At 65.8% G+C, this 25,492-nt stretch carries 25 protein-coding genes; 12 read left to right on the forward strand and 13 right to left on the reverse strand.

What is annotated here, in order from left to right; all coding sequences use genetic code 11:
* Positions 1 to 99: 99 nt before the first annotated feature.
* Positions 100 to 378, forward strand: a complete 279-nt coding sequence (locus tag DSAT_RS02615) for a BrnT family toxin (RefSeq protein WP_020886031.1) — start codon at positions 100 to 102, stop codon at positions 376 to 378.
* Complete coding sequence (locus DSAT_RS02620) at positions 375 to 647, forward strand: hypothetical protein (protein WP_020886032.1); 273 nt, start codon at positions 375 to 377, stop codon at positions 645 to 647. Before DSAT_RS02615 ends, DSAT_RS02620 begins: the two co-directional genes overlap by 4 nt.
* Positions 648 to 780: 133 nt before the next feature.
* Here the strand turns inward: DSAT_RS02620 and mscL are convergent, their stop codons facing one another.
* From mscL to cbiR, 5 genes are all read right to left on the reverse strand, one after another.
* Positions 781 to 1,188, reverse strand: a complete 408-nt coding sequence (gene mscL / locus DSAT_RS02625; protein WP_020886033.1) for a large-conductance mechanosensitive channel protein MscL — start codon at positions 1,186 to 1,188, stop codon at positions 781 to 783.
* Positions 1,189 to 1,422: 234 nt separating this feature from the next.
* Entirely contained in the window at positions 1,423 to 4,071 is a 2,649-nt protein-coding gene (polA, locus tag DSAT_RS02630; RefSeq protein WP_020886034.1) for a DNA polymerase I, read from the reverse strand.
* A gap of 4 nt (positions 4,072 to 4,075) precedes the next feature.
* A complete protein-coding gene (locus DSAT_RS02635) occupies positions 4,076 to 5,092 on the reverse strand; it encodes a DHH family phosphoesterase (RefSeq protein WP_020886035.1) in 1,017 nt (338 codons plus the stop codon).
* Between the two features lie 19 nt (positions 5,093 to 5,111).
* Entirely contained in the window at positions 5,112 to 5,624 is a 513-nt protein-coding gene (locus tag DSAT_RS02640) for a bifunctional adenosylcobinamide kinase/adenosylcobinamide-phosphate guanylyltransferase (protein ID WP_020886036.1), read from the reverse strand.
* Between the two features lies 1 nt (position 5,625).
* Entirely contained in the window at positions 5,626 to 6,405 is a 780-nt protein-coding gene (gene cbiR / locus DSAT_RS02645) for a cobamide remodeling phosphodiesterase CbiR (RefSeq protein ID WP_020886037.1), read from the reverse strand.
* 149 nt (positions 6,406 to 6,554) lie between these two features.
* Between cbiR and DSAT_RS15605 the strand changes: the two genes are divergently transcribed.
* Positions 6,555 to 6,698 (forward strand): hypothetical protein, encoded by a 144-nt coding sequence (locus DSAT_RS15605; RefSeq protein WP_020886038.1) that lies wholly within the window; start codon positions 6,555 to 6,557, stop codon positions 6,696 to 6,698.
* Between the two features lie 85 nt (positions 6,699 to 6,783).
* On the opposite strand, the gene DSAT_RS02650 is transcribed toward DSAT_RS15605, so the two are convergent.
* The 4 genes from DSAT_RS02650 to DSAT_RS02665 all read right to left on the reverse strand — a co-directional run bounded on the left by DSAT_RS02650 (position 6,784) and on the right by DSAT_RS02665 (position 12,293).
* Positions 6,784 to 9,966 (reverse strand): UvrD-helicase domain-containing protein, encoded by a 3,183-nt coding sequence (locus DSAT_RS02650; protein WP_020886039.1) that lies wholly within the window; start codon positions 9,964 to 9,966, stop codon positions 6,784 to 6,786.
* Positions 9,967 to 10,250: 284 nt separating this feature from the next.
* Positions 10,251 to 11,042: a MogA/MoaB family molybdenum cofactor biosynthesis protein gene (locus DSAT_RS02655; RefSeq protein ID WP_020886040.1), complete on the reverse strand. Its 792-nt coding sequence runs from the start codon at positions 11,040 to 11,042 to the stop codon at positions 10,251 to 10,253.
* Positions 11,039 to 11,581, reverse strand: a complete 543-nt coding sequence (locus DSAT_RS02660; protein WP_020886041.1) for a 2-thiouracil desulfurase family protein — start codon at positions 11,579 to 11,581, stop codon at positions 11,039 to 11,041. The genes DSAT_RS02655 and DSAT_RS02660 overlap by 4 nt, the downstream gene beginning before the upstream one ends.
* Before the next feature lie 4 nt (positions 11,582 to 11,585).
* On the reverse strand, positions 11,586 to 12,293 hold the full coding sequence (locus DSAT_RS02665) for a DUF1614 domain-containing protein (protein WP_020886042.1): 708 nt from the start codon (positions 12,291 to 12,293) through the stop codon (positions 11,586 to 11,588).
* 239 nt (positions 12,294 to 12,532) lie between these two features.
* On the opposite strand from DSAT_RS02665, the gene rfbA reads away from it, so the two are divergent.
* Together rfbA and DSAT_RS02675 are read left to right on the forward strand one after the other, a co-directional pair.
* Complete coding sequence (gene rfbA / locus DSAT_RS02670; protein ID WP_020886043.1) at positions 12,533 to 13,420, forward strand: glucose-1-phosphate thymidylyltransferase RfbA; 888 nt, start codon at positions 12,533 to 12,535, stop codon at positions 13,418 to 13,420.
* 375 nt (positions 13,421 to 13,795) lie between these two features.
* Positions 13,796 to 14,206, forward strand: coding sequence for a response regulator (locus tag DSAT_RS02675; RefSeq protein WP_161656087.1), 411 nt, complete (start codon positions 13,796 to 13,798; stop codon positions 14,204 to 14,206).
* Between the two features lie 301 nt (positions 14,207 to 14,507).
* Here DSAT_RS02675 and DSAT_RS02680 read toward each other — a convergent pair whose 3' ends face one another.
* Together DSAT_RS02680 and DSAT_RS02685 are read right to left on the reverse strand one after the other, a co-directional pair.
* The gene (locus DSAT_RS02680; protein ID WP_020886045.1) at positions 14,508 to 14,741 is read right to left on the reverse strand and encodes a hypothetical protein; all 234 of its coding nucleotides are present in this window, start codon (positions 14,739 to 14,741) and stop codon (positions 14,508 to 14,510) included.
* Positions 14,742 to 14,744: 3 nt separating this feature from the next.
* On the reverse strand, positions 14,745 to 15,242 hold the full coding sequence (locus tag DSAT_RS02685) for a peptidase M15 (RefSeq protein WP_152490210.1): 498 nt from the start codon (positions 15,240 to 15,242) through the stop codon (positions 14,745 to 14,747).
* 258 nt (positions 15,243 to 15,500) lie between these two features.
* Between DSAT_RS02685 and DSAT_RS02690 the strand changes: the two genes are divergently transcribed.
* The 7 genes from DSAT_RS02690 to DSAT_RS02720 all read left to right on the forward strand — a co-directional run bounded on the left by DSAT_RS02690 (position 15,501) and on the right by DSAT_RS02720 (position 23,781).
* Positions 15,501 to 16,199 carry a S24 family peptidase gene (locus tag DSAT_RS02690; protein ID WP_020886047.1) on the forward strand — a complete coding sequence of 233 codons (699 nt, stop codon included), beginning with the start codon at positions 15,501 to 15,503 and terminating at the stop codon, positions 16,197 to 16,199.
* Positions 16,200 to 16,359: 160 nt separating this feature from the next.
* A complete protein-coding gene (locus DSAT_RS02695; protein ID WP_020886048.1) occupies positions 16,360 to 16,593 on the forward strand; it encodes a hypothetical protein in 234 nt (77 codons plus the stop codon).
* A gap of 265 nt (positions 16,594 to 16,858) precedes the next feature.
* Positions 16,859 to 19,273 carry a methyl-accepting chemotaxis protein gene (locus DSAT_RS02700; protein ID WP_020886049.1) on the forward strand — a complete coding sequence of 805 codons (2,415 nt, stop codon included), beginning with the start codon at positions 16,859 to 16,861 and terminating at the stop codon, positions 19,271 to 19,273.
* A 212-nt stretch (positions 19,274 to 19,485) separates the two neighbouring features.
* Positions 19,486 to 21,243: a sensor histidine kinase gene (locus tag DSAT_RS02705; protein WP_020886050.1), complete on the forward strand. Its 1,758-nt coding sequence runs from the start codon at positions 19,486 to 19,488 to the stop codon at positions 21,241 to 21,243.
* Between the two features lie 168 nt (positions 21,244 to 21,411).
* A complete protein-coding gene (locus DSAT_RS02710; RefSeq protein ID WP_020886051.1) occupies positions 21,412 to 21,867 on the forward strand; it encodes a DUF2318 domain-containing protein in 456 nt (151 codons plus the stop codon).
* Between the two features lie 9 nt (positions 21,868 to 21,876).
* Positions 21,877 to 23,040, forward strand: a complete 1,164-nt coding sequence (locus DSAT_RS02715; protein ID WP_020886052.1) for an ABC transporter permease — start codon at positions 21,877 to 21,879, stop codon at positions 23,038 to 23,040.
* A 54-nt stretch (positions 23,041 to 23,094) separates the two neighbouring features.
* Positions 23,095 to 23,781, forward strand: a complete 687-nt coding sequence (locus DSAT_RS02720; RefSeq protein ID WP_020886053.1) for an ABC transporter ATP-binding protein — start codon at positions 23,095 to 23,097, stop codon at positions 23,779 to 23,781.
* A gap of 85 nt (positions 23,782 to 23,866) precedes the next feature.
* Here DSAT_RS02720 and mtgA read toward each other — a convergent pair whose 3' ends face one another.
* The gene (gene mtgA, locus DSAT_RS02725) at positions 23,867 to 24,496 is read right to left on the reverse strand and encodes a monofunctional biosynthetic peptidoglycan transglycosylase (protein WP_235695912.1); all 630 of its coding nucleotides are present in this window, start codon (positions 24,494 to 24,496) and stop codon (positions 23,867 to 23,869) included.
* A gap of 146 nt (positions 24,497 to 24,642) precedes the next feature.
* A complete protein-coding gene (locus tag DSAT_RS02730) occupies positions 24,643 to 25,374 on the reverse strand; it encodes a sulfite exporter TauE/SafE family protein (RefSeq protein WP_020886055.1) in 732 nt (243 codons plus the stop codon).
* Positions 25,375 to 25,492 lie beyond the last annotated feature (118 nt).

Consider the following 25,492-nt stretch of genomic DNA (forward strand, 5'->3'; position numbering starts at 1 on the left):
TTCCCTAGCGCAATAATCCCGCATGCTCAAGATGCAAGGGGCAAGGGGCAGACGGATCGTTGTTGCCAAAAGGCACACAATGGCATAATAGGTCGATTCATGAAGGAGTTCGTCTGGAGCGAGGAGAAGAACGAGATGCTGCGCCGCGAGCGCGGGGTCTGTTTCGAGGACGTTCTCGTCCACATCGCCGAGGGCGGGCTGCTGGACGTCGTGGAACACGGGAACCGGGCGAGATATCCGGGCCAGAGAATATTCATCGTGGACATCGAGGGGTATGCGTACCTCGTCCCGTTCGTGGAGAGCGAGCGCGAAATTTTCTTGAAGACGGTAATCCCGAGCCGCAAGGCGACGCGGGACTATCTTGGGAGGCGTCAATGAGCGCGATCGACCGTGAGGAGCAGGAACTCCTCGAATCATACGAGAAGGGCGAATGGAAGCCCCTGGACCCAGATGCCCGCGCCCGGTACGAAACGGCCGCGCGCGAGATGTTCCGCAAGGACAGGCGGCTGAACATCCGCATCTCGGGCCGCGACCTCGACCGCATCAAGCGCCGGGCGCTCATCGAGGGCATCCCCTACCAGACGCTCATCGCCTCGGTGCTCCACAAGTACGCCAGCGGGCGGCTTCGGGAGCGCGACGACGCCTGACGCCCCAAACAGGCCGGTGAAAAAGTCCCATCTGCCGCGTTGCCGCGAAAAACTCAAACCCTCGCGTATTTGAAATACGCGTCGGCCTTGAATGTTTCTTGCGCCTTGCATCTGGCGCATTGGGCACGGCCCGCTACGCGCCCTTCTTGAGCAGGTCCCTGATCTCGGTCAGGAGCTTCTCTTCGGGGCCGGGCTCGGGAGGCGGCGCGGCGGGCGCGGCCTCCTCCTTGCGGCGCAGCATGTTGATCCCCTTGACCAGCATGAAGATGGCGAAGGCCACGATGGCGAAGTCCACCACGGTCTGCACGAAGACGCCGTAGCGCAGGACCACGGCCGGGGCGTCCTCGGCCGCGGCCTTCAAGGTCACTGTCAGGTCGCTGAAGTCGATGCCGCCCACGAGCAGGCCGATGGGCGGCATGATCACGTCCGCGACCATGGAGCTGACGATCTTGCCGAACGCCGCGCCCACGATGATGCCCACGGCCATGTCCACGGCGTTTCCCTTGACGGCGAATTCCTTGAATTCCTGCAGAAGTTTCACGGCTGCTCCTCCGGTTTGCGGGGGAACATAACATCAACTCCCGCCCGCAGGGAGTGGGGAAAAACGGTAGGGGGAAGAATATTCGCTGGCCTGGGAGAAATATTCGCGCCGGAACTTCCAGGGGCGGCACGGGCACGGCCAGGGTAAAACGGCTTTTCCGCGTCGCGGCGAGCGAATGGGCCTTTGCGCCAACATCGGGACGCGGCCGCCTGAAGGCGGTCAGGCGCCCGCCCGTCAATGCGCCTCGGCCCAGGTGGGGCCGACGCCCCAGTCCACTGCCAGGGGCACGGAGATATCCACGGCCGAGGTCATGATCCCGGCCAGGCGTTCGCCCGCCTCGCGCGCGGCGTCCTTGGGGGCCTCGATGACCAGTTCGTCGTGCACCTGGAGGATCAGCCGCGCGCCGAGCGCGCGCAGCCGCTCGTCCTCGTGCGCGCGCAGCATGGCCAGCTTGATGATGTCCGCGGCCGAGCCCTGCACGCGCGTGTTGATGGCCTGGCGCACGGCCTGGGCCTGCTCGTTGTCGTTGCGCGAGAACAGCCCCGGCAGAAGCCGCCGCCTGCCGAACATGGTGGTCACGTAGCCGTCGCGCCGCGCGTCGCGCTCCACGCCCTCGAAGAATGCCTTCACCGCTGGCATGCGCTCGAAATAGCGGGCGATGAACTCCTTGGCCAGGGTCAGCGTGATCTTCAGCTCGCGAGACAGCCGCTGCGGCCCCATGCCGTAGAGCAGGCCGAAGTTGATGGTCTTGGCCGCGCGCCGCTCGTCGGGCGTGACCTCGCCCGGCTCCTTGCCGTGCAGGATCGCGGCCGTGCGCGCGTGGATGTCCTCCCCGGCGGCGAAGGCCTTGGTCAGTTCCGGGTCGCCGCACAGGTGCGCGAGCAGCCGCAACTCGATCTGCGAGTAGTCGGCCGAGGCCAGCAGGCGGCCCGGCCCGGCCGTGAAGCAGGCGCGCATGCGGCCGCCCATCTCGCCCCGGATGGGGATGTTCTGCAGGTTCGGGTTGGAGCTCGAAAGCCTGCCCGTGGCCGTGGAGAGGTTGTTGAACGTGGTGTGGATGCGGCCGTCCGGCCCCACCAGCCTCGGCAGCGGTTCGAGATAGGTGGAGCGCATCTTCTCGTAGCCGCGATAGGTCAGCACCAGGTCGATGACCGGGTGCTCCCCGGCCATCTTCTCCAGCACGGCCTGCGAGGTGGAGGGCAGCCCGCCGGGCGTCTTGCCGCGCGGCTTGAGCGAGAGCCGGTTGAAGAGCAGGTCGGCCAACTGGTGCGAGGAGCGGACGTTGAACTCCTCGCCGGGCGAAAGCCCGGCCGCCTCGCGGATGGCCTCGGTCAGTTCCGCGAGCTTGTCCGTGACCTCGTCCAGGAAGCTCTCGAAGGCCCCGAGGTCGATGGCCACGCCTGCCTCCTCCATGTCGCGCAGGACCGGCAGCAGCGGCAGTTCGAGCTCGGCGTAGAGGCGCTCCATGCCGGCCGCCTTGAGGCGCTTGGCGAGCAGCTCGCCCAAGGAGCGCGCGGCAAGGCCCGGCGCGTCGTCGGGCAGGGACGGCATGTCCGGGTCGGCCTCGTAGGCCGCGAGCAGATGCGTGAGGCCGTACTCGCGTTCCTCGGGGTTCAGGAGATAGGCCATGAGCCCCAGGTCGCGCACCTTGGCGAAGGGCAGGGCGCGCCAGGCCCCGGCCGCCCTGGGCCGGGCCAGGATATCCTTGAAGGAGGGCGCGGCAAGGCTCGCTGGTCCGGCCTGGGGCGCGGCCAGGGCCTTGGCCAGGGCGGCTTCGTCGCCCGTGTAGAGCAGTTCGCGGCCGTCAAGGCCGAGCGCCATGCCGTCCGGCAGCGGCGCAAGGCCAACGTGCATGCCCGAAAGTTCCGGCAACTCCCCAGGCGTGGCGACGCGCTCGGCCGAACTCTTTGGCTCGGCTTTCGGCCCATTCACGTAATCCAGCAGGCTCATGCCCCCGGCCTTGGCGCTTGACGCGGCCACGGACGCGGCTTTTTGCGGCGCGGGCAGGGTGGAAAGCTCGCGCGCCAGGGAGCCGAATTCGTAGCGGGCCATGAATTCCTTCAGGCCCGCGATGTCCGGCGCGGCGGGCGTGAGCGCGGCCAGGTCGGTGGTGTGGCAGAACGTGGTGCGCAGCCGCGTCAGCTCGCGCCACCTGAGCGCGTCCTCCAGGCGGCCATCGAGCTTCTTGCGGTACTTCTCGGGCAGTTCATCGAGCCCTTGCCAGATGGCCTCCAGGGTGGGGAAGCGGGCCATGATTTCGGCCGCGGACTTGGGGCCGATGCCCGGGACGCCCGGGATGTTGTCCGAGGAGTCGCCCGTGAGGGCCTGGAAGTCCGGCCACGACGACGGCGCAAGGCCGGTCTCGCCCGTGAATTCGGCCAGCCCCGTGAGCTTGTCCTGCTTGCCCGCCGGATCCCACAGCCAGACACGCTCGGCCAGGCACTGCTTGAGGTCCTTGTCCGCGCCGACGATGATCACAGGGTGGCTTGGCCGCAGGCGTTCGGCCAGCGAGGCGATGCAGTCGTCGGCCTCGCCGCCCTCGGAGACGATGACCGGCAGCCCGAAGAGGCGCAACGCCTCCTTGATGGGCTCGATCTGGACGAGGAGGTCTTCCGGCGTGGCTTGGCGCTGGGCCTTGTATTCGGAATATATCTCGTTGCGGAAGGTGGGGCCTTTGCCGTCGAGGAAGAAACCGATGGCCCGTGGCTTTTCTTCGCGCAGGATCTTCATGATCATGCGCAGGACAACGAAGAGCGCGTTGGTGGGAAAGCCTTCGCGTGTGCTCATGTCGCGAAAGGCATAGAAACCGCGGTAGACGAAGGCGGAACCGTCCACGAGAAAGACGGGCTCGGCGGAAAGGTTCAATCGATCCTTGAGGGGCATGGCGTCAGGCGTCCGGGGTTGCGGTGGGCATGTGCTCGGTGCAGCACTGCAATTTTTTGCCGTCGAAGCGCGAGCAGAGCAGGATTTCGGGCGACGTCTTCAGGGCCTTCAGGTCGATCTCGGCCCGCGCAGCCTGGCGATGGCCGCCCGCGCTGCCCACGTCGCCGAACATCTCGCTGGCCATGACGCCCACGTCCTGCTCCAGGCCGTCACCCCGGAAGATGACGACCAGCGTGGGGCCGCACTTACCGGCGATGGCCGTCCAGTTGATCTCGTGCACACGCAGGAAGAAGTCGGCCAGGATGACCAGAATGTCCGGGTTCTCCACCTCGCCCATGTAGACGTAGGCCCCGTGTTCGCAGATCTCCAGGCGTTCGAGCGCGGCGCGGAAATAGTGCAGCCAGTGCAGGTGGTATTCGCTGCGCACGATCTTCTTCAGGGCCATCTGGTTGGCGAACTTGGTCAGATGGCGGAAGGCGCGCACGTCCGTGTCGCAAAAATTACGCTCGAAGCTCTGGGTGTCGGACTTGATGCCGTAGAGCAGGGCCGTGGCCAGGAGCGGGGAGGGCTTGATGCCCAGGTTGTAGAGGTATTCCGTGAGCAGGGTGGAGCAGGCCCCGTATTCGGTCCTGATCTCCGTGAAGGGAGCGGCGACGGGCGATTCGGCCTTGAGCGGATGATGGTCGAGGACGATGGAGAATTCAAGGCCCTCGAAGGCTGGATTGTGGTGCGGCTGCGAGTCGACCAGGGCGAGACGGTCGTAGTGCGAGGGCATGCGCTTGGTGAGCATGTGGGTGGGGATGCGCAGGGTGCGGATCATGGTCAGGTTGTCGGGCCTGCGCACCTCGTTGATGTGGGCCAGGCTCACCTTGGCCACCCGGCGGCCGATGATGCGCTTGAGCGCCATGGCCGAGGCCATGGAGTCCGGATCGGCGTTCATCAGGATCAGCCAGCGCTGCTTCTTGTCGAGAAGCCCGATGAGCCGCTTCATCTCCTCGGCCAGCACCCGGAAATAGGCCATGGTTTCTCCTTGTTTCGTCTCAGCCCTTGAGCCTGAGCGGCAGCCCGGCGGCCACGAACCAGGCCTCGTCGGCCAATGTGGCCACGCGCCGGTTCACGGCTCCGAGCTCGCGCACGAAGGCCCTGGTCGCGCCATCCCCGGCCACGGGGCAAAGCCCGGCCTCCTGCGAGACCACGACGACCGAGGGCCCCTGGCTCGCAAAAGCCCGGAGCGCCTCGCACAGCGCATCGGCCTGCGCTTGGAGCGTGTCCGACATGATGCAGGAAAACAGCCAGAAATCAAGGCTGTCCACGAGCACGGAGGTTTGCGCCGCGCCAAGACGTGTAAGCTCTTCCGACAGGTTCTCGCGCGCTTCGATCACCGGCAGGGCGGCGTCTCGGCCCTGTTTGTGGGCCATGATGCGGCGGGCGAAGTCCGGGTCCTCGGCTCGACCCGTGACCAGGAGGGCGCGGGGCGCGGGCGCGTTCGCAAGCATGGCCAGGGCGTGGTCGGACTTGCCCGATGACTGCCCGCCGAGCACCAGGGCGATCATCTCAGCCCGCCGAGGTGGTCATGACGTGATGCAGGACGGCCAGGGACTCGGCCAGCCCCTCGGGTTCGAAGACCTCGGGCATGACCACGGTGTCGGGCCCCATGCGCGAGAGGATGACGCGGAGCAGGCGGCGTCCCTCGCGGTCGAGCTCGGTCAGCGGCAGATGGCGGTCGCCGTCGCCGGGCGCGCTCAGGTGCAACAGCTTCACGCGCGGCCACAGCCGGGGCAGGTCCAAAAGCCGCTCCTGGTTGTAGGCGATGAGGTGCCCAAGATCGAGGCAGACGTTCAGGCCCAGGTAGCGGATGTCGCACCAGAACTCCAGGGGGTTGAATTCCTTGGTGTTCTCCAGGAGGATGCGGTCGGGCTTGATGCCCTGGTGGATGAAACAGAAGGCCACCTCGTCCAGAAGCTTGGCGTGCGGCGGGGCATGCAGCACAAAGCTCCAGGGATCGAGGAAGGCGGTCTTGTCGAGCAGCCCCTCGATAATGTGGCGCACGGCCAGGATGCCCTGGCTCCACGGCAGGTCCAGAGGCAGATGCAGGTGGTAACGCAGCGAGAGTTCGGCCATGGTCGGGGGCAGGTCTTCCTCGGTGTAGGCCAAGCTCGCCTGGGATTCGAAAAGGACGATGCCGACCTCGTCGAAGACTTCGCCCAGACGACGGCAGTTCTCGCCCACGGTTCCGGGCCAGACCCAGGAGGGCGCGGCCAGGCGGAAGGGGAAGTCGGTGGGGCCGACGCTGAGTGTGAGCGGGCCTTCAGAAGTCTGTTTTTTCAGGGGCATAAACTTTTTCCGCCCAGGGCCGATGAGATTGACGACAGCATGTGGCCGCGCCGTATGCCGACCCCTTGACTAATCGCAAAAGGCACGCAATTTGCTTGAGTCGAAGTGTGCGTTTCAGGTCGCAGGACCGGAACGACAGGAGTGGGTTCATGAAAAGGTTCAGGATGTATTTTCAGCACGCGTTCAACCCGTTGCATGTCTATTGCCGTCTCACGGACCTGGGCATGCGCAGGGGCACGGCCAGGCGCTTATGCCTCGCCTACGAACGTCTCGTGTATTGCCGCGTGGGCTGAGAGCCCGCGTCCTTTCTTTCAGGCCGCCCAGGCTCACCGTATTTTCCACCGCGCCCTGTCCGGTCCTTCGTTCCTTGAGTCTTCTTCATATCAGGGAAATCTGGCGCTCCTGGCGCATGGTTCGCGGCACCAGGGCGGACGCCTTGAGCAAGCCGTCGGGCAGCACGTCGAGGAAGCGCGAACCCACGAGCTTCAGTTCGCGTCCGTACAATTCTCGCGCCACTGCCCGCGAAAGGTACAGCCGCCCCTTGGAGCGCGTGAGGCCAACGTAGAACAGGCGGCGTTCCTCGTCCAGGGGCGGCCTGCCTTCGTCGGATTCTGCCCCGCCTCCTATCTTGCCAGTGAGCACGCCCGCGCCCGCGTAAGGCACAATGCCGTCCTCCAGGGCAGGCAGGAAGACCGCCTCGAATTCGAGCCCCTTGGCCGCGTGCAGGGTCATGATCTGGACTTTCTCGGCCTTTTGCCGCACCTGCTCGATCTCGCTTTGCAAGTCCACCCAGTTGATCAACCCGGCCCAGCCGCCCTGTTCGTCAAAGGAACGTGAAAGCTCGCGGAAGGCTCGGCCCTGCCAGAATGCGCGGTCAAAGGGCGCGGCGTCCTGCAAAAAGGCCGCAAGGCCGAGAGGCCCGCGCGCCAGCACCTTTTCGGGGATGGTCAGGTTGGTGCCCAGGACGCCTGTTGGCTCCTCCGGGCCGGTCATGCCCAGGAATTCCTTGGCCGTGGTCAGGATCGCCGCGGCGCGCGGCTCGTTCCAGAAGGCTTCCATCTCCGGCACGGCGCAGGGCACGCCCACGCGTTCGAGCGCCCGCCGGATGGGCGGGGCCAGCGACTTGAGACGCACCAGCACGGCCACGTCGCCGGGAGAGAGTCCCGCGCCCGCGCCGCCGTCGAGGGTGGACGAGCCACCGCCGAGCAGGTTGCGCACGCGCTCGGCGATCCAGGCCGCCTCGCGGGCCGCGTCGGGCGCGGTGAAGAAGAGCTGCTCGCCGCGCTCGGGCTTGTGGCCCACGAGCGGCGAGCGTCCAGGCATGAGCGCGGCTGCGAGCGACAGGATGGGCGCTGCGCTGCGGTAGTTCTCCGAGAGGCGGACCACGGAAAGATCGGGCCACACGGCCGCAAGATCGGCCGAGACGTCGGCCAGGGCCCCCCGGAAGGAGTAGATGGACTGGTCGGGATCGCCGATGGCGAACAGTCCCCGGCCCTCTGGTCCGGCCAGGGCCTTGACCACGGCCAGTTGCAGGGCCGAGAGATCCTGGACCTCGTCCACCAGCAGGTGCGTGTGGCGGCGCACGTAGATGCCCGACTCGATCTGCTCGCGCCAGAATTCCAGAAGGTCGGCGTAATCGACCAGGTTCCAGTATTCCTTTTTCTTGACGTAGGGGCGGAAGGCCTCGGCCATCTCTTCGCTCACGGCCAGACTTTCGCGGGCCAGCATGTAGCCGTCGTAGGCCGCGCGCAGCCGCTGTCCGGTCAGCTCGGGCAGACATTCGGCGAAGACGCGGCGGCTGGACTCCTCGTCCATGACCGTGGGGGCCTCGTCGTAGGCCCCGGCCCAGTATTCGAAGGCCAGGGCGTGCAGCGTGTCGGCCTGGGGCAGGCTGTCCGCGTCGCGGCCCGATGCGGCCAGGCGTTCGCGCATCTCCTGGGCCGCGCGGCGGGTGAAGGTCAGGCACAGGATCTCGCGTGCGGGCACGCCCTTGGCGAGCAGCGCCTGGACCCGGCCCATGAGCGTCTGGGTCTTGCCCGTGCCGGGTCCGGCCACCACCAGCACCGGTCCCGGTCCGGCCGCGATGGCCGCTTGCTGCTCGGCGTTGTAGGAAATCTCGCGCGGGCTGGGTTTGTCGCGGCGCGGGGCGGCAGGCACGTCCGGGGCGGTTTTCCCGCCAAAAACGTCGGAATCGGGCGCAGGCGGTGTAAGGGAATCCGACGGCGCGGCCGCCTTTTGTCCGCATTTGGCGGAGGGGGAGAAGCCCGGAGCCAGGAAGCGACCCTGGCGCATCTGGCTCTTTTCGGCCTTGGAGAAGACCGAGATGACGCCGAACTGGCCGTCGAAGCCGGGCTCGCGGATGACCTTGCCCGCGCGCATGCGCGAGAGCGCCTCGCCGAGCAACGGGTGGACGCGGACCAGTTCCTCGGGCGGCGCGTCGCACAGCACGGCCATTTCCGAGCCGATGCGCGAGACGGCCTTGGTGTAGAGCGCGCGGGCCTTCTTGGTGGCGGGCCCCACGCCCAGGACCTCGCCGATGACCTCGGAAAGCGGGATGAGCGAGGTGAAACCAGGCTGCCCCGGCGGCGTCACGGGAGTCTCGCGGTCGGCCAGGTCCATGACGCGGTGCAGGACGCCGAGCGTCAGCGGCTTGCCGCAGACCGGGCAGAGATCGCCGCGCGCCTTGGACTCGCGGGGTTCGAGCACCACGCCGCACTTGCGGTGGCCGTCGAGGTGGTACTTGCCCTCCTCGGGGAAGAACTCCAGCGTGCCCAGGAACTCGTGGCCCAGCCCCTCGCCCTTGAGCGAGCGGTAGATGGTCTCGTAGGAGACCTCGCCCGAAAAGATGTTGGCCTCGCGGCCGAGCTTCTCGCCCGAGTGGGCGTCGGAGTTGGAGATCAGGCGGAAACGGTCGAGCTTGGAGATGAGGCGGTTCATCTCGGGATCGGAGGACAGGCCCGTCTCCAGGGCGAAAACCTCGTGCGCGAGGTCGCCGAAGCATTCCTCCACGGAGTCGAAGCCGGAGTTGGAGCCGAAGAGCGAGAACCACGGCGTCCAGATGTGCGCGGGCACGAGAAAGGCCATGCCGCCCAGTTCCAGGACCATCTCCAGCAGGTGCCGCGCGTCCAGGCCCAGGATCGGGCGGCCGTCGGAGGTCAGGTTGCCTATGGCGGAGAGCTTTTCGTTGAGTTTTTTGGCTTGAGAGAAGCCGGGCACGTAGATCAGGTTGTGGATTTTGCGCACCCGGCCGCCGCGCTTGTAGATGGAGCTGATCTCGGCCTGGAGCATGAAGCGCACGCGCCCAGGCGGCAGAAATCCGTCGAGGCTTTCGATCTCCGAGGCCAGGCCCTGTTGCGAGCGCAGGGAGAGAAGACCCCGGCCGTCCTCGACGCAGGCCTCCTCCAGTTCTTCGAGCCATTTGGGATGCGTGAAGTCGCCCGTGCCCACCACGTCCAGACCCTTGACCAGGGCCCAGGCGGCGAGGTTTCGCGGGGTCAGGGCCCTGGAGGTGGCCCGAGAGTGACGCGAGTGGATGTGCAGGTCGGCCCTGAAGAGTTCCATGGCTGCGGCTGGCGGTCCTTTTGCGTCGCGATCGGCGCGGGTTCGTGGATTGCTGTCGGGTCTTCGTCGGCCTTGTCAGGCGCGAAAAAAACATACTTCTTTTTGTCTGTGAACACCACTCCCCCGGAGACCGGCTGGCCGCCCCCAAAACATCACCTGCTGCGTTGCCGCGAAAAGTTCAAACCTTCGTGTATTGGTAATGCGCGTCGGACTTGAATTTTTCTTGCGTCTTGCATCTGACGCTTTTGAGCGGTCTGCGAGGCGGTGCCGCTCGCAACGACCTGCTATCCCCCGCAGTCGGCCGGGTCGCCGCGCAGCTTCTCCACGGCGTGGGGCAGGGCTGGCAAAATGGCCTGAAGCGTCTCGCGTACGGCCTTGGGCGAGCCGGGCAGGTTGACCACGATGCTCTGCCCGATGGTCCCGGCCACGGCGCGCGAGATGGCCGCGTGCGGGGTCTTTTGCAGCGACACGGCGGTCATGGCCCGTTCAAAGCCGGGCAGGCGCTTTTCGATGAGCGGCAAGGTGGCCTCCGGCGTGATGTCGCGCGGGCCAAGGCCCGTGCCGCCGGTGGTCAGGATGACGTCGAAGCCCTCGATGAGCGCGAGCGTCGCCAGGAGGCCTCGCAAAAGGCCGAGGTCGTCGGGGATGACCTGGCCGCGCGCAATGCTCACGGGCATGTCGGCGCGGGCCATCTCCTCGATCAGGGGGCCGGAGGCGTCCACGCGTTCGCCCCGGCTGCCCTTGTCGGAAAGGGTGATCCAGGCCAGGGAGAAGCCGTCCGTGGCCACGCTGAACTCCGCCTGGCCCGGAAGGGCCGTGGGGCGAAGCGCGGTCAGCGCCGCGACCACGGGCGCGGGCCTGTCCATGGGCCAGACCATGCGGCCCGCGACCCTGAAGACGGGCTGGCCGTCGCGCGAGAGAGTCTGGCCCGCGCGAAGGCAGGGGCCGGACGGGTCGCAGATCAGCACGGGCACGGGCGCGTGGAACAGCGGCGCGCTGGCCAGGGCGCACATGTCGCCCGCGTCCAGGGCCAGGCCTTCGGGGGCCGTCAGGCCGATGGTCGCGCACTCGATCATGAGTTCTCCTCCGGGGGCGCGGCCTCGGTATAGGCCTTGGCGCCGACCACGCGCGCAAAGCCGTCCAGGGCCGGTGAGAAGGACAGGATGCGTTCGTCCGCCACGGGCACGTCGGGAAAGCGGCGGCGGGCCAGCCGGGCGAATACGCCCAAAGCCTGGCCCGAGGGCCGAGCCATGGTGTCGTGCACCGGAATCGGGGTCACGGCGGCGCAGGTCGGCGAGCGGCTTTTTAGTACCATGCCCGAGGGCGGGTCGTGCTCCAAATGATCCAGTATTTCCAGGCAGCGCTCGGTGACGCGGAAGGTGTAGTCCGCGCCGGTCTGCACCCCGATCAGCGAGGGAGCGAGGGGAGAGCCGTGGAGGTTGATGGGCTCGCGCGGCACGGGCAGGCCCGCCTCCACCTCGGGGCAGACGGGGAAAAGCCGGAAGCGCTCGGTGAGGAAGTCGATCAGTCGCTGCGAATGGATCAGGGCCGCGTTGTAGCGGGTGCGCTGCCCGGCCAGACAGGCGCTTATGACCACCAGGGGTTTTTGGCGCATGGCGTCAGGCCAGGAGCACGGCCAGGATGCCGGTGATGAAGATGCCGTCGAAGGTGCCCGCGCCGCCGATGGACAGCGTGGGGGCCTCGAGCGCGCTCATGGTCCGTCTGTTCATGAGGTGCAGCACGTCCGCGCCGATGAGCGTGCCCATGGACCCGGCCACGTAGGCCACGGCCGGGGCGTGGTCGGGCGGGGCCAGGGTGATGGCCGCCAGGGCCGTGATCAGGGGCGGCACCAGAATGGGAATGCCGATGCCCACGCCCTGCACGGGTCTGGCCAGCTTGTAGCACACCAGACTGACCAGGACCGTGGCCGCGATCAAGGGAACGGTCAGCCCCATGCGTGAGACGAGCCAGAACGAGAGCAGGCAGGGAATCAGGCAGCCGCCCATGTTCACCACAATGGTCTGATCCACGAGGCGGCCCTCCTCACAGCGCATCCAGGGGCCGCGCTGGTGGCGGAAAAGGGCCGAGAGGTCGGGGACACAGACGCGCACCTGGCGGCCGGTGCGGAGCAGCGGCAGATTAACGGCCGCCCCGATCAAGGTGGCCAGAAGCAGCATGAAGCCTTGTTGTGGCGTCAGGCCGAGCTTGGCGAAAGCGATGGTGATGGCTCCCACCTGGATGATGACGAACAGGAATATGAGTCCCACGAAGAAGAGGATCATGACCAGCCCGGCCAGGGGAAGATGGACAAAGGGTCCGCGCGCCATTGGTCTCCCGGGGTTGCGGTTCGCTGTTGCTTGCAGGTATTGCCGGGAGCACGAGGCTAAAGGCCTTTTGTTCCCGCGGCTTGGCCGCCGTGGTTTGCGAGAGGCGGGCCAGTCGTGACACTTCGGAGCAGAAAATATTGCATGTTTTCAGCTTCAGGTAATATAGAACGCTCTCGCGCGCATGGCAAGGAACCCGGCCCCGCAAGGGCGCGGGAGCGTCGGAGGAGAAAGGAGAGAGCATGAAGGGCATCATTCTGGCCGGTGGATCGGGCACACGGCTTTCCCCCATCACGCGGGGCGTGTGCAAACAGCTTTTGCCGCTGTACGACAAGCCCATGGTCTATTATCCGCTCTCCGTGCTCATGCTTGCGGGCATTCGTGAGATCGCCCTGATTTCCACGCCCGAGGATCTGCCGCGCTTCGAGCGCATGTTCGGCACGGGCGAACAACTCGGCCTCTCGCTGACCTACATCGAGCAACCCCGGCCCGAGGGGCTGGCCCAGGCCTTCATCCTGGCCGAGGACTTCATCGGCCCAGACCCGGTCTGCCTCGTGCTCGGCGACAACGTCTTCCACGGCCACGGCTTGTCGCGGAAGCTGCAGGAGTGCGCGCGGCTGATTAAGGGCGGCATCGTCTTCGGCTATAAGGTCAAGGACCCCGAACGCTACGGCGTGGTGGAGTTCGACGCGAGCGGGTGCGTGAAGAGCATCGAGGAGAAGCCAAGCAAGCCCAAGTCGCGCTACGCGGTCACGGGGCTCTACTTCTACGACAACACGGTGGTTCAGATCGCCAAGGAGCTTTTGCCTTCGTCTCGGGGCGAGCTTGAAATCACGGACGTGAACAACGCCTATCTGGCGCGCGGCGAACTACGCGTGGAATTCCTGGGACGCGGCCACGCCTGGCTCGACACGGGCACCTTCGAGTCGCTGCATCAGGCGGCCGGATTCGTGCAGGTCATCCAGCAGCGCCAGGACGTGGTCGTGGCCTGCATCGAGGAGATCGCCTACCGCATGGGCTTCATCGGGCTGGACGCGCTGGAGGAATTGGGCCGCGAGATGAGCAAGAACAGTTACGGCCAGTATATCCTGGACATTGTGCGCGAGGAGCGCGCCCGACAGTCCGATTGAGAGATTTTCCCGCGTCCGCGTGCCCCGCGCTCGGGCGTTCCCCAGGGGGGCCGTGCATGTTGTCGGTTCCGGTCGTTTTCGGTCTGGGTGGCCAAAGTCGGGGCAGATGAAAGCCGGTGAAAAAAATATTTTCGGCTCGCGTTCTTGTATTTTTCCCACATTTTCGATCCCCGCTTTCGCCCCCGCCCCGAGTGCCTTGCACCGCAGTCGTTTTCGTTCATCCACGGTTCATGGATCACGCCGCAGTTGCTCTCGTAAGGTTTGTTTCACGCTGTTTGCAGCCGATCGCACACTTGTCAGCATGACTGATTTCTGGTTTATTCTGGAAGTGCCCTGCCCCTTTGTTCCATGGCGCGGCGAGGAGGCCCGATGCGCATGCTCATCGCAGATGACGACCGCATGGACAGGACGGTCCTGGAGAAGATCCTTGGCCGGTCGAGCACCGTGCACACGGCGAACGACGGCGAAGAGGCCCTGGACATGTTCGGGAAGGCCATCGATGAAGGTGCGCCTTACGACGTGGTCATCCTTGACATCATCATGCCTGGAATCGATGGCGTCACGGCCTGCAAGCTTATGCGTCTGATCGAACGCGCCAGAGGGGTGGCGGGGCGGTCGAGATTCTTTTTCATCAGTGCGCACCACGATCTGCGCGGGATAGGGGAGGGCGTTTTCCCCGAAGGAAGGAACGTGTTTTTCAGCAAGCCGGTCCTGAACTCCATCGGCGAGATCAGCCGGGTCGTCCAGACGGCCGGAAGGGGCAGGAGCGCGAGGGCCTTGGCTTGATGCGCAACGGCCGGGGCTGTCTGCCGGAGTTTATTTTCGGGATGCGCATCGCGCGCTCAGGCCACTGAAACGGCGCCATGTGTGAGGTGCCGCGAAAATATCCAAATTCGTGCGTGTTTTCTGTTCCCGGCATCATGCCGCAGCCTTGAAGATTTTTTGCGCCTGGCTTCCGGAGCCCCTTGTGCGGCTTGGCAGGCGAAACGTGGTGGCAACTCGAAAGCGGCCCCATTTACGCGGGGCCGCTTTCGGTCATCTTTGTTCGGGCTGCTGGGAGTGGACAAGAAGAATGTGGAAAAAGCGGTCAGGATGCGCGGCCGGAAGAGCGGGACGTTGGCGATGTCCGCCGGACGGTGCGGGAGCGGCGGCGGCGACGGCGTAGCCACTGAGTCAGGTCGTCGGGCAGGGCCTTCCAGATGCCCCGGCCGCCGTCCTGCCAGGCGGGCAGCCCCTCCTTTTCCGCCAAGTGCGGGATGGTGTTGTAGCCGACGCCGATGGCTTGGGCGATGGCCTTGCGGCCGATGAGCACGATCGGCATGGTTTATCCCTCCACCCAGAGAATCCCGCGCGCGTCGCGCGGGTGGTTGCGAAATCCCAGGTGAAGCCAGGAGACGTTCGTCTCGACCACGCTGATCCAGGCGAAGGCCGGGTTCTCTCCGCTGCGCCGCTCGGCGTCCCTGATGTCGGCCCGGATGGCCTCGGCCGTGGTCCGCACGGGCACGATATCCACCGCTCGCCCAAATTTGTGGTCGGAAAGGGCCGCGCCCACGGAGCAGTCGTGGGGCCGGAGCCCCCGGTAGCGGTGCTCGCCGCCCGCGGCCCAGGTGTTGCAGACCATCGGGCCGTAGATGTCGCGCAGGGCGTCGATGCTCCACAGCATGCGCGCGTCGAGCAATCCCCACAGCCGCTCGGCGGACTGCGCACGGTGCATCTCCGGCGGCACGAGTTCGGCGAGATCGAAGTGTCTCGGCTGGTATCCGATTAGTGCGGCGGTGCCTGGAGTGGCGTTTTGCAGGGGCTCAAGCGGCGCATGCGGCATGCGTGTGTGAGCCTGCGGCGTTTGTGGTGTGGCCTTTTGCATCTGTGTAACCCCCTCGAATTCTTGGCGTAAGACCCTGTGTCCAACGAGGGCGAACGCCGGTTCACGAACGATACGGCCACATCCCGGGCAAAAAGCGGTGCGCCGGTGAGCCGCGTGCATGGTCGAGAAAGATTATTCTATTAAATCGCAAAATGCAAGCGATAGATTCTGAAATTTCGAATGGCCTTGTGCGAAATAATCTGGTAAGATTTTATTATGTACGACCTGAGCACCGGCAAAATATTCGGCGCCGCGCTCAAGCGGCTGCTTGGCGAGCGGCCGCGCGGCACGCAGGCGCGGCTGGCAAAGGCCTTGGGCAAGGAATCGTCCTACATCGCCGACATCAAGCACGGCCGGGGCGGCGGCACAGAGGAAACGCGGCGTTACATCGCCAGTTTCCTGGGCGTGCCCTACGAGGAGATGCTGGCCATGGGGCGGGCCATGTTCAAGGGCGCGAGCGAGGGCAAGGCCGCCTTTCCCTTGCCCGAGCCCTTGTCAGCCTACGGCGGGGAAGGCATAACCCCGGTGCCGTTCCTCGAGGCCGTGCCAAGCATGGGTGGCGAGAGTCAGCGCACCTCTCGCAAGGTCAAGTCACACTTGGCGTTTCGCACCGACTGGCTGCGTACCAAAGGCAACCCCGAGCGCATGGTCGTGGTCCGGGCCGACGGCGACTCCATGCATCCCACGATCCCCGACGGCAGTATCGTGCTCTGCGACGAGTCGCGCACCGGTTTTGCCGAGGGCCGCGTCTTTCTCGTGGAGGTCGGCGACGGCATCTGCATCAAGCGGTTGCGCATGGGGTCTTCGGGGGTGATCCTTGTCTCGGACAATGGCGGCGTCGAGACCCCGGTGCCCAGGGGCGAGCACTTCCGCATCCGCGGCCGCTGCCTGTGGACCGCGCGCGAACTCGAGTAGCGCCGGGATTTGCCGAGCTGCCTGTAGCGTTTTCTGTACGCGCCCGGCCGTCGCGCTGAGAATGAGCTTCCCGCCATTTCGGAATGATCGATCAAAATTGCTTGCTTTTGTTCGGTTTCGTAGAATATAAAGTGGCACTTCGTATTTTGAAGGAGTGCCGATGCCGCTTTACCTCGCCCGCGACAAGGACGGCGGACTCCGCCTGCATCCTGGCCTGCCGCGCCGCAACGCGGAGTTGGGCCTGTGGGAGACCGGCGACGAAGCCACGCTCTTGCCCGCGTCCTCGTTTCCAGGACTGACATGGGAGTCGCGGCCGTTGCCGGTTGGTCTTGTCCCCCACGTCCGAACCGTTCCCGCGCCGCCTCTTTCAAGCGCGTCCGTCTTCCACGCCTGACGCCCCTGCCCCTGAAGTCCCCCTGAAGCTCCGCCCTGAAACGATAGGCCTCGGGCATCCCGAGCGGTCGAGATTTTTAGCGCAAGCGAGCGCCCCCCGCATTCGCTGTGCGGCCTATTTTTCACAAGCCTAATCTTATCATTGCATCGAATAAGCAGGTTGCTATTCCTCGCAATATATCGGTCAATATCCGCCCGCAAAAGTCTGAAAAGGGCGGCAACCGGCGAGCGCGCCCTGAAGGTGCGACGCGCTTTGGGGGAAGGTCATGGGCATCAGGTTAAAGTTCATTCTGCCGCTCGTGGTCACAGTGCTCGTGCTCGGCGTCGTGAGTTTCGTGGTCGTCACGCGTCAGCTCGACGAAATGACCGTCATGAACGTGCGCGAACAGGCCGAGGCCAAGGCCCGGGAGGTGCAAAACGGCATCGACCAAGCCGCGACCGCCGCCCTTGAACTCGCGTCCTCCTTCTCGCAGCTTCCCGACGTGCTCGAAGCGTACGAATTCGCGCACATGGGGAATCTCGACGATGAGAACGACCCCTTGGCCCAGACCGCGCGCGCCATGCTCAGGGCCAAGCTTTCCGGCGCGGCCGCCGGATACAAGGCCGTGTTCGGCAAGAACCTGGAGTTGCACTTCCATCTGCCCACGGCGCGAAGCCTGGTGCGGTTGTGGCGTGAGAAAAACCACCGCGTGGGCGATCGCTGGGTGGACGTTTCCGACGACCTCAAGTCGTTTCGCCCCACAGTCATCGAAGTCAATCGCACCGGACGGCCGGTCAAGGGAATCGAGGTCGGCCGGGGCGGTTTCGCCATCCGGGGCCTCGCGCCCATCAAGGACACGTCCGGCAGACAGCTCGGCTCGGTCGAGGCCCTGGCCGATTTCGACGCCGTGCTGGCCAGCGCCGCCGCGGACGAAGGCAACCTCATCCTCTACATGAACGCGGACCTGCTCTCCATCGCAACCAGCTTGCAGGACCCTGCGAAGAATCCCGTGCTCGACGGCCGCTTCGTGCAGGTCACGCAGATGCGCGACACGAGCCTCGGTGCTCTGGTGAGCGCCGCTTTCCTGGCCAAGGCTGCGTCCGCCCCGTCCATCGAGGATCACGGGAGCATTTCGCTGTCCGGCTTCCCGGTCCGCGATTACCGCGGCGAGCAGATCGGCGTCATCGTCCACGCGCTCGACACGGCGGCCGCGCAGGGCATCATCGGCGGAGTCAAAAACGTCGTCGTCGGCGTCATGGTCGCCTTGCTCGTGATCCCGGGTCTGCTCGTGGCCGTGCTCGTGACCCGCTACGTGCTTTCGCCGGTGCGCCGCATCGTGGGCGTCATCCAGGACATCGCCCAGGACAAGGCGGACCTGAAACAGGAAATCGACGTGCGCCAGAGGGACGAGATCGGTGAACTGGCAACTTGGTTCAACCGGCTGATGCGCAAGATCGACGCCGTGATGTGCGAGTCCGAGGGGTACGTGAACATGCTCAACGCCGTGCCCGACCCGATCTTCGCCGTGGACGACGATTTCAAGATGCTTATGGCCAACAAAGCCACAGAGAAATTGCTCGGCAAGTCGCTCGAAGAAATGAAGAAACACCGTTGCGCGGACCTCTTCAGGACCGAGTCCTGCGGCACGGACAACTGCCCAATTCACCAGGCCAAGCAGATACAGGGCTTCTTCACGGCCGAGGTCATCAACATCGGCAGCAGCGAGAAGCCGCATTTCATCAAGCCCACGGGCGACGTGGTGCACGACTGTCACGGCCGCAAGGTCGGCTATGTGGAGGTCGCGCGAGACGTGACCGAGATGGTTTTGCAGGAGCGTTTGCTGACGGAGAACATGGAGCGTCTGGAAAAGGTCAACGCCGAGATATCCGAGGCCGCCAGCCGCGTCTCCTCGACCGCCGGGCACCTCTCGCAGGCCTTCGAGCGGATCACGGCCGACGCCGCGCGCCAGCGCGATCACGTCATGGGTACGGCCGGAGCCATGAACGAGATGAACTCCACGGTCATGGAAGTTGCCCGCAACGCCTCGGAGACGGCCGAATTCGCCGGCGACGCGCGCAAGCGCGCCGAGGCCGGGGCCAAGGTCGTGGCCAACGTGGTCGCGGCCATCGGGCAGGTGCGGCAGCAGGCCTTGTCCATGAAGGACGGCATGGGCGAACTCGGGCGCATGGCCGAGGGCATCGGCCAGATCATGAACGTCATCACGGACATCGCGGACCAGACCAACCTGCTGGCTCTGAACGCAGCCATCGAGGCGGCGCGAGCGGGCGAGGCCGGACGCGGTTTCGCCGTGGTCGCGGACGAGGTGCGCAAGCTCGCCGAGAAAACCATGAACGCCACCAAGGAAGTGGGCGAGGCCATCACCTCCATCCAGGAAGGGGCCAAGCGCAACGTGCGCGACGTGGATGGCGCGGCCAAGGCCGTGGAGGCCGCCACGGAACTGGCCGGCCACGCAGGCGAGTCGCTGGCCGAGATCGTCAGGCTCGTGGCCCAGACCACGGATCGCGTGCACTCCATCGCTTCGGCCGCCGAGCAGCAGTCCGCGACCTCCGAGGAGATCAACCGCAGCATCGCGGACATCTCGCGCATCGCCGACGAGACCGCGCAGGCCGTGGACGAATCCTCACGCGACGTGCAGACCCTGGCCGAACTGGCGGGACGCCTTAAATCCATGGCCGGATAGAGCAGGCCGCACCGGGCCGCGCCTTGCATCCGGAGGCGCGCGAAACTGTTCCCCCGCCTCCCGAACCCGCCGTGCGCCGGGTTCGGGAGGCGGGATTATTTTTTCCAGGCAAACGTTTTTTCGGTCTATGCGAGCACAACCCGTAATGATATGGCGATATCTTGCGAGCGTCATGCAGGATCCGCGTGGCGCGACACCAAGACCCGGCACCCATGCGACTGAGAAAACTCTACTCCATACGACGCGGCATCGCTCTGGTTGTGCTCTTGGCCGTTCTGCCAGCGCTGTTCATCATCTGGCGCACGGGTCTGCAACAACGCGAGGCGGCCGAGGCCGAGGCCCGAAGCCGCGCCTTGAATCTCGCCGTCAGTCTGGCCGAGCTACAGGAGCGCACCACGGAATCGACGCGCACGCTGCTCGCCACCCTGGCGCGCGTCCCCGAAGTGGAGGCCTTCGACCACGAGGCCATGAGCGCGCTCTTCGCCCGTCTCTTGAGCGAGAATCCTTTGTACGTGAACATCGTAGCCACCGACACCACGGGCGACATAGTGGCTGCGGGCACGCCCTTCGTGGGGATCAACCTCGCAGACCGTAAGCATTTTCAGGACGCGATCCGCAGCAAAGACTTCGCCGCAGGCGAATTCATCGTCAGCCGTACGGCCTCCGAGGCGGCCTTCCCCTTTTCGCTTCCGCTCATCGACGCCAATGGTGAGGCGAGAGGCGTGCTCATCGTCGCCTTGCGTCTGGCCTCCTTCGCCGAGAGTGTGCAGCGTTTGAATGTGGCCGACAACGTCGTTCTGGGCGTTCTCGACGGAAAGGGCATCAGGCTGTTTTATTGGCCGCCCACGGCTACAAATCCGCCCGGCCAACCCATCCGGGGAGAAGTCTGGCAGGCCATTTCCAGCGGCGGGGCGGAAGGACTCACGGTCCAGGAAGGCTCGGACGGCGTGCGCCGCATCTATGCCTGGAGAAAGCTGCGACTTTCGCCCCTGGACGAGCCCTACATGCACATCGTTGTCGGCGTGCCCGAGGCCGAAGCCTATGCGGAGGCCGCTGCGCTCACGCGGCGAAACCTTTTGCTGGTCGGTCTTGCGGCGCTTTTGGCCCTCGCCTTGGCCTGGGTCGGAGGCGGCGCGATCGTCGCCAGACGCATCGAGCGCATCAGCGAGACGGCCCAGCGCATCGCACGCGGCGATTTCGACGCCCGCACCGGCCTGGGCGATCTGGGGGGCGAGTTGGAAGGACTGGCGCGGTCCTTCGACGCCATGGCCGAAAGCCTAGCCAGGCGGCACGACGAGCAGGCTGCGGCCGAGGAGACCATCCGCGCTTCCCTGGCCGAGAAGGAGATGCTGCTGCGCGAGATCCATCACCGGGTCAAGAACAACATGCAGGTCGTCATGAGCCTCATCAGCCTGCAACAGGCTGAGGTAGGCGCTGAGGGGGCCGACGCCATGCGCCGCATGCACGCCCGTGTGCGGGCCATGGCCCTGGTCCACGAGCGGCTGTACATGTCGCGGAATCTGGGCGAGATTGAGATGCGCGACTACCTGCCGACCCTGGTGCAGCAGATCGCCGCCTCGTACAGGGCCGAGGCAGGCAACGTGGAGGTCGCGGCCGAAACGGAGTCCATGCGGTTCCCGTTGGACACGGCCATTCCCTTTGGGCTCCTTGTCAACGAATTGGTGACCAACGCCCTCAAGCACGCCTTCGTGGCGAGTGGCAAGGGCAGGGTCCGCATCCTTCTTGCCCGACGCGGCAAGGAGGCCGAACTGCTGGTGGAGGACGACGGAAAAGGCTTGCCCGAGGGGTTCGACGCGCGCGGAGCAACTTCGCTTGGCATGCAACTCGTGTTCGGGCTCGTCTCGCAGCTTGGCGGCAGGCTGGACATCGGGAACCGGGGAGCGCGCGGAGCGTCGTTCAAGGTTCTCTTCCCGCTCGATTCCGATTCGGAGGAGCATTCCGGGGCGTAAGCCCAACTCGTGCGACCTCTCTCCCCGATTTCGTTCCGTTCGGAACAAGACACCTCCTAACCTTGTCAGGTCGCGCCTGGGTGATTATGAGAAGAATTCGGCGACATCAAAATTATGACCAAAAAAGTATGGAATAGCCGCCACGGCGGTTCAAGGAAGGGAGGCTCCATGCCCCGCATTTTCACAATCAGCCTGATTCTTGCCGCGTTTCTGGCCGTATCGGCCGTCCCGGGACAGGCCTTTTTCGGCCTCTTCAGTTCCGGCAAAAGCCTGACCTTGGCCGACGGCAAGGCGCTCATCCCGCTCGACGGCCTGAAGACGGGCGAGGCGCGATTCTTCACCGTGCCGCTGGACGGCAAGACCATCAAGCTGTTCGCCCTGAAGACGCCCGACGGACGGGTGCGCACGGCCTTCGACGCCTGCGACGTGTGCTGGCACGCGCACAAGGGCTATGCCCAGGACGGAGACTTCATGGTCTGCGTCTACTGCGGCATGCGCTTTCATGTCATGCGCGTGGGCGACGTCTCGGGCGGCTGCAACCCCGCGCCGCTGCCTTCGACCGTGGAAGGCAAGAACGTCGTGATCACGGAAGCCGCCCTGCGCACGGGCGCGGGCTTCTTCTAGGCGGGCGTCATGGGCATTCTGCTCATTCCCTGGCGTAATCTGCGCCGCAAGCCCTTGCGCACGGCCCTGATGATCCTCGTCTTCGCGGCGGGCGTGGCCGCGGTCTCGGCCTTGGCCACGCTCTCCACCCAGGTGGGGGACAATCTCGAAGCCAAGATGAGCGCCTACGGGGCCAATATTCTGGTCACGCCCAAGCGCGAGAGCCTGCATGTGAGCTACGGCGGCATGCAACTCGGCGACGTTTCCTACGACGTGGGCGCGCTGAACGCCGAGGCCACGGTGGCCGCCATCCGCTCCATCCACCATCGCGACCGTCTGGCCGCCGTGGCCCCCAAGCTGGCCCTGCTGGCCCAGGTGGACGGGCAGAGCGTGGGCGTCATCGGCGTGGATTTCGACCAGGAGCTGCGCATCAAGAGCTACTGGTGGCCAGAGGGCGAGATGCCCAAGGAGCCTTTCCACGTCCTCGCGGGCGCGCATGCGGCCCGCGCGCTCGGACTTTCGCCGGGTTCGGAAGTCGTCCTCATGGATCGCCCCTTCGTCGTGGCCGGGGTGCTGAACGTCACTGGCGGCGACGACGACAACGTCATCTTCGCGGACATCACGGCCTTGCAAGACGCGACGGGCAAGCCCGGCGCGGCCCACTTCGTGGAGATCGCGGCCCTGTGCGCGGGCTGTCCCATCGAGGACATCACGGATCAACTCGAAGCCGCCCTGCCCAATGCCGAGGTCATCACCATGCAGCAGGTGGTGCGCGAGCGCATGATGACCGTGGATTTCGTGCAGAGGCTCGCGGCCGGGATATCGGCCGTGATTCTGCTCACGGCCTGCGTGATGATCGGACTGTCCATCTTCACCTCGGTCAACGAGCGCATCCACGAAATAGGCCTGTTGCGCGCCCTGGGCTTCTCCAAGGGCAGCGTCTTCGCGGTCTTTTCGCTCGAAGCCGTGGGCATGGGGCTCGTGGCGGGCGTGCTCGGCCAGATCGGCGGGATGTTCGCCTCCGAGCGTCTGGCCGGGCTCGTCGGTCTTGGCGATGCGGCCATCGCGACCTTCGACCCGCTGCACTTCGTCCTGGCGCTTGTGGTGGTGCCGCTTCTCGCGGCCCTGGCCGCCCTGCCTCCGGCGCTCAAGGCCGCGCGGGTGGAGCCGTCGCAGGCCCTGGTCATGCTGTAGCAGGCCGCCCAAAAGCACCATCTGTTCCTGGCAATATTCATGGGAGAATCCGTCATGCAGACCCCGCTTCTCGAAGCCCGCGAGATCGTCAAGTCATATCGGGGCGAGGCCGCCCAGGCCCCGGCCCTGCGCGGCGCGTCATTGTCCGTGGCCGAGGGCGAGTTCGTGTGCATCGTGGGCCGCTCGGGTTCGGGCAAGTCCACGCTTCTGAACGTCCTGTCCACGCTGCTCAAGGCGGATTCCGGCGAGCTCGTGTACCAGGGCCGGGACCTGACCCGCGCCACGGAGACGGAACTGAACCGCCTGCGGGGAAGCGACTTCGGCATGGTCTTTCAGATGCACCACCTGCTTCCCTACCTGACCACGCTCGAAAACGTGCTCCTGCCTTTCATGAAGGGGCTTTCCCCGATCCCGGAAAAGCGCCGCGAGCGCGCCCGCGAGGTGCTGTCCCTGGTGGGGCTCGCGAGCAAGCAGGACCGCCTGCCGGGCCAACTCTCCGGCGGCGAGCAGCAGCGCGTGGCCATCGCCAGGGCGCTGGCGGCAGGACCCTCGGTGCTCTTCGCCGACGAGCCCACGGGCAGCCTGGACAAGACCACGGGCCGGGGGATCATGGAGCTTTTGAAGCGCATCAACGCCACGGGCGTCACCGTGGTCATGGTCAGCCACGACCCGGAATACGCCGCCCAGGCCAGCAGGCGCATCACCATCGACGACGGCTTGGTCGTTCCCGACGCGGCCTGAGCCTTTCCCCGTCCTGCCCTCGCGCGGCGGCCCCGGTCCGGAACCTCCCGGCCCGGCCGCCGTGTTTTTGTTTTGGAGATAGGCCCTACAGCCGTCGCTGCATGCGCGAGAGGTACAGGCGCGCACGCGCGGCCACGCCCGGCGAGGGCTTGGTCGGCGACCATTTGAGGGGGTTTGGCAGCACCGCCGCCAGGTGCGCGGCCTGGTTCGGCGTCAGGGCCGATGCCGAGACCTTGTAGTGGTGGCGCGCGGCCGCCTCGATACCGAAGACGCCGTCGCCCCATTCGGCCACGTTGAGGTACAACTCCAGTATCCGCTGCTTGTGCAGTGTTCGTTCCAGGCGGTAGGCCAGGATGGCCTCCTTGGCCTTGCGCAAGGGGCTTTTGGACGGACTCAGGTAGAGGTTCTTGGCGAGCTGCTGGGTTATGGTGCTGCCGCCCGCGGCCACGCGTCCCGCTTCGATGTTGCGTCGCAACGCCTGTTCCATGGCCGGGAAATCGAAGCCGTCGTGGTGCCAGAACTTGTCGTCCTCGGCGATGGTCACGGCCAGGACAACGTGCGTGGGGATGCGGGCAAGCGGCGTCCAGGTCCACTGGATAGTCTTGTCCCGGCTCGCCTCTTCCCACTGCGCCTCGCGCCAGCGCATGAAGGCGGTTTTGTCCGGCTTCTCCTCGCTCAGCGCGGCCACGTCCGGCCATACGACGTAGCGACCCACGTCCCCGGCCGCGAACAGCGCGAGCAGCCCGAGCGCGATCCAAAGTCCGCGCGCAAGGCGAGAAGGAAGCGATGCGCGCCGCGTCCGTCCGCGAGGCCGAGGTCTTGGGGGAGAGATGCGTTTTTGCACGCGCGCCATGTGGCCCTCTACTGCAGCAGCACGCGTCCGGCCATGAGCGTTCCCAGACCCAGCAGGAAAAGTGTGACCAAGCGGCGGTAGGCTGCCTCGCTCACCCGCGCGCAGTACCGGGTTCCCAGGAAAGCGCCCAGGGCCAGGCACGGAAGGGCAAAGGCAAAAAGTTCGAGCACCTGCGAGGTGACGAGTCCGAATACTACGTGCGTGCTGGTGATAATGCACCCTGTGAGCAGGAAATAGGCGGCCATGGCCGCGCGCACGCGGTCCTTGGGCAGCCCTTGCGAGGCGAGATAGGCGACCACGGGCGGGCCGTTGGCCCCGATGCTGCCTCCAAGCCCGCCGGACAGCACGCCCACGGCGAATCCGGCCCTGCCACCCCACGGCCGGGGCTTCGCCCTGCCCGGCAGCAGCGAGTACAGGGCGAAGCACAGGACGAGCGTGGCCAGGATGGCTTCGAGGACCACGGGTTCGGCCTGTCTGAGCACCATAACGCCAAGAGGGAAGCCTGGAACGAGGCCGACCAGGATCGGCGCGATATCGCGGCCACGCATCTCGCGGCGCAGGGCCGTGAGCAGCGTGATGTTCAGGCTCAGGGCCACGATGCCGGTCAGGGGGATGGCCACGGGCATGCCGAAGAGCAGTGCGGCCACGGGCATGACCAGGAGCACCGAGCCGAAGCCCGAGATGCCCTGGGTGAAGCCTGCCAGAAGGGTGACGGCGCACAGGGTGGCTGTGGTGATCATAAAAACAATTCTACTGTTTTGACCTTGCCCGGACAAGCCGGATTCGACGGCAAACCCAGGGGCGACCACGGACGATCCGGCAGGGTGAGAGCGAAGGCGTTGCGACGAAAAAAATAAG

Origin of the sequence: Alkalidesulfovibrio alkalitolerans DSM 16529, assembly GCF_000422245.1 — a bacterium.
Lineage (GTDB): Bacteria > Desulfobacterota > Desulfovibrionia > Desulfovibrionales > Desulfovibrionaceae > Alkalidesulfovibrio > Alkalidesulfovibrio alkalitolerans.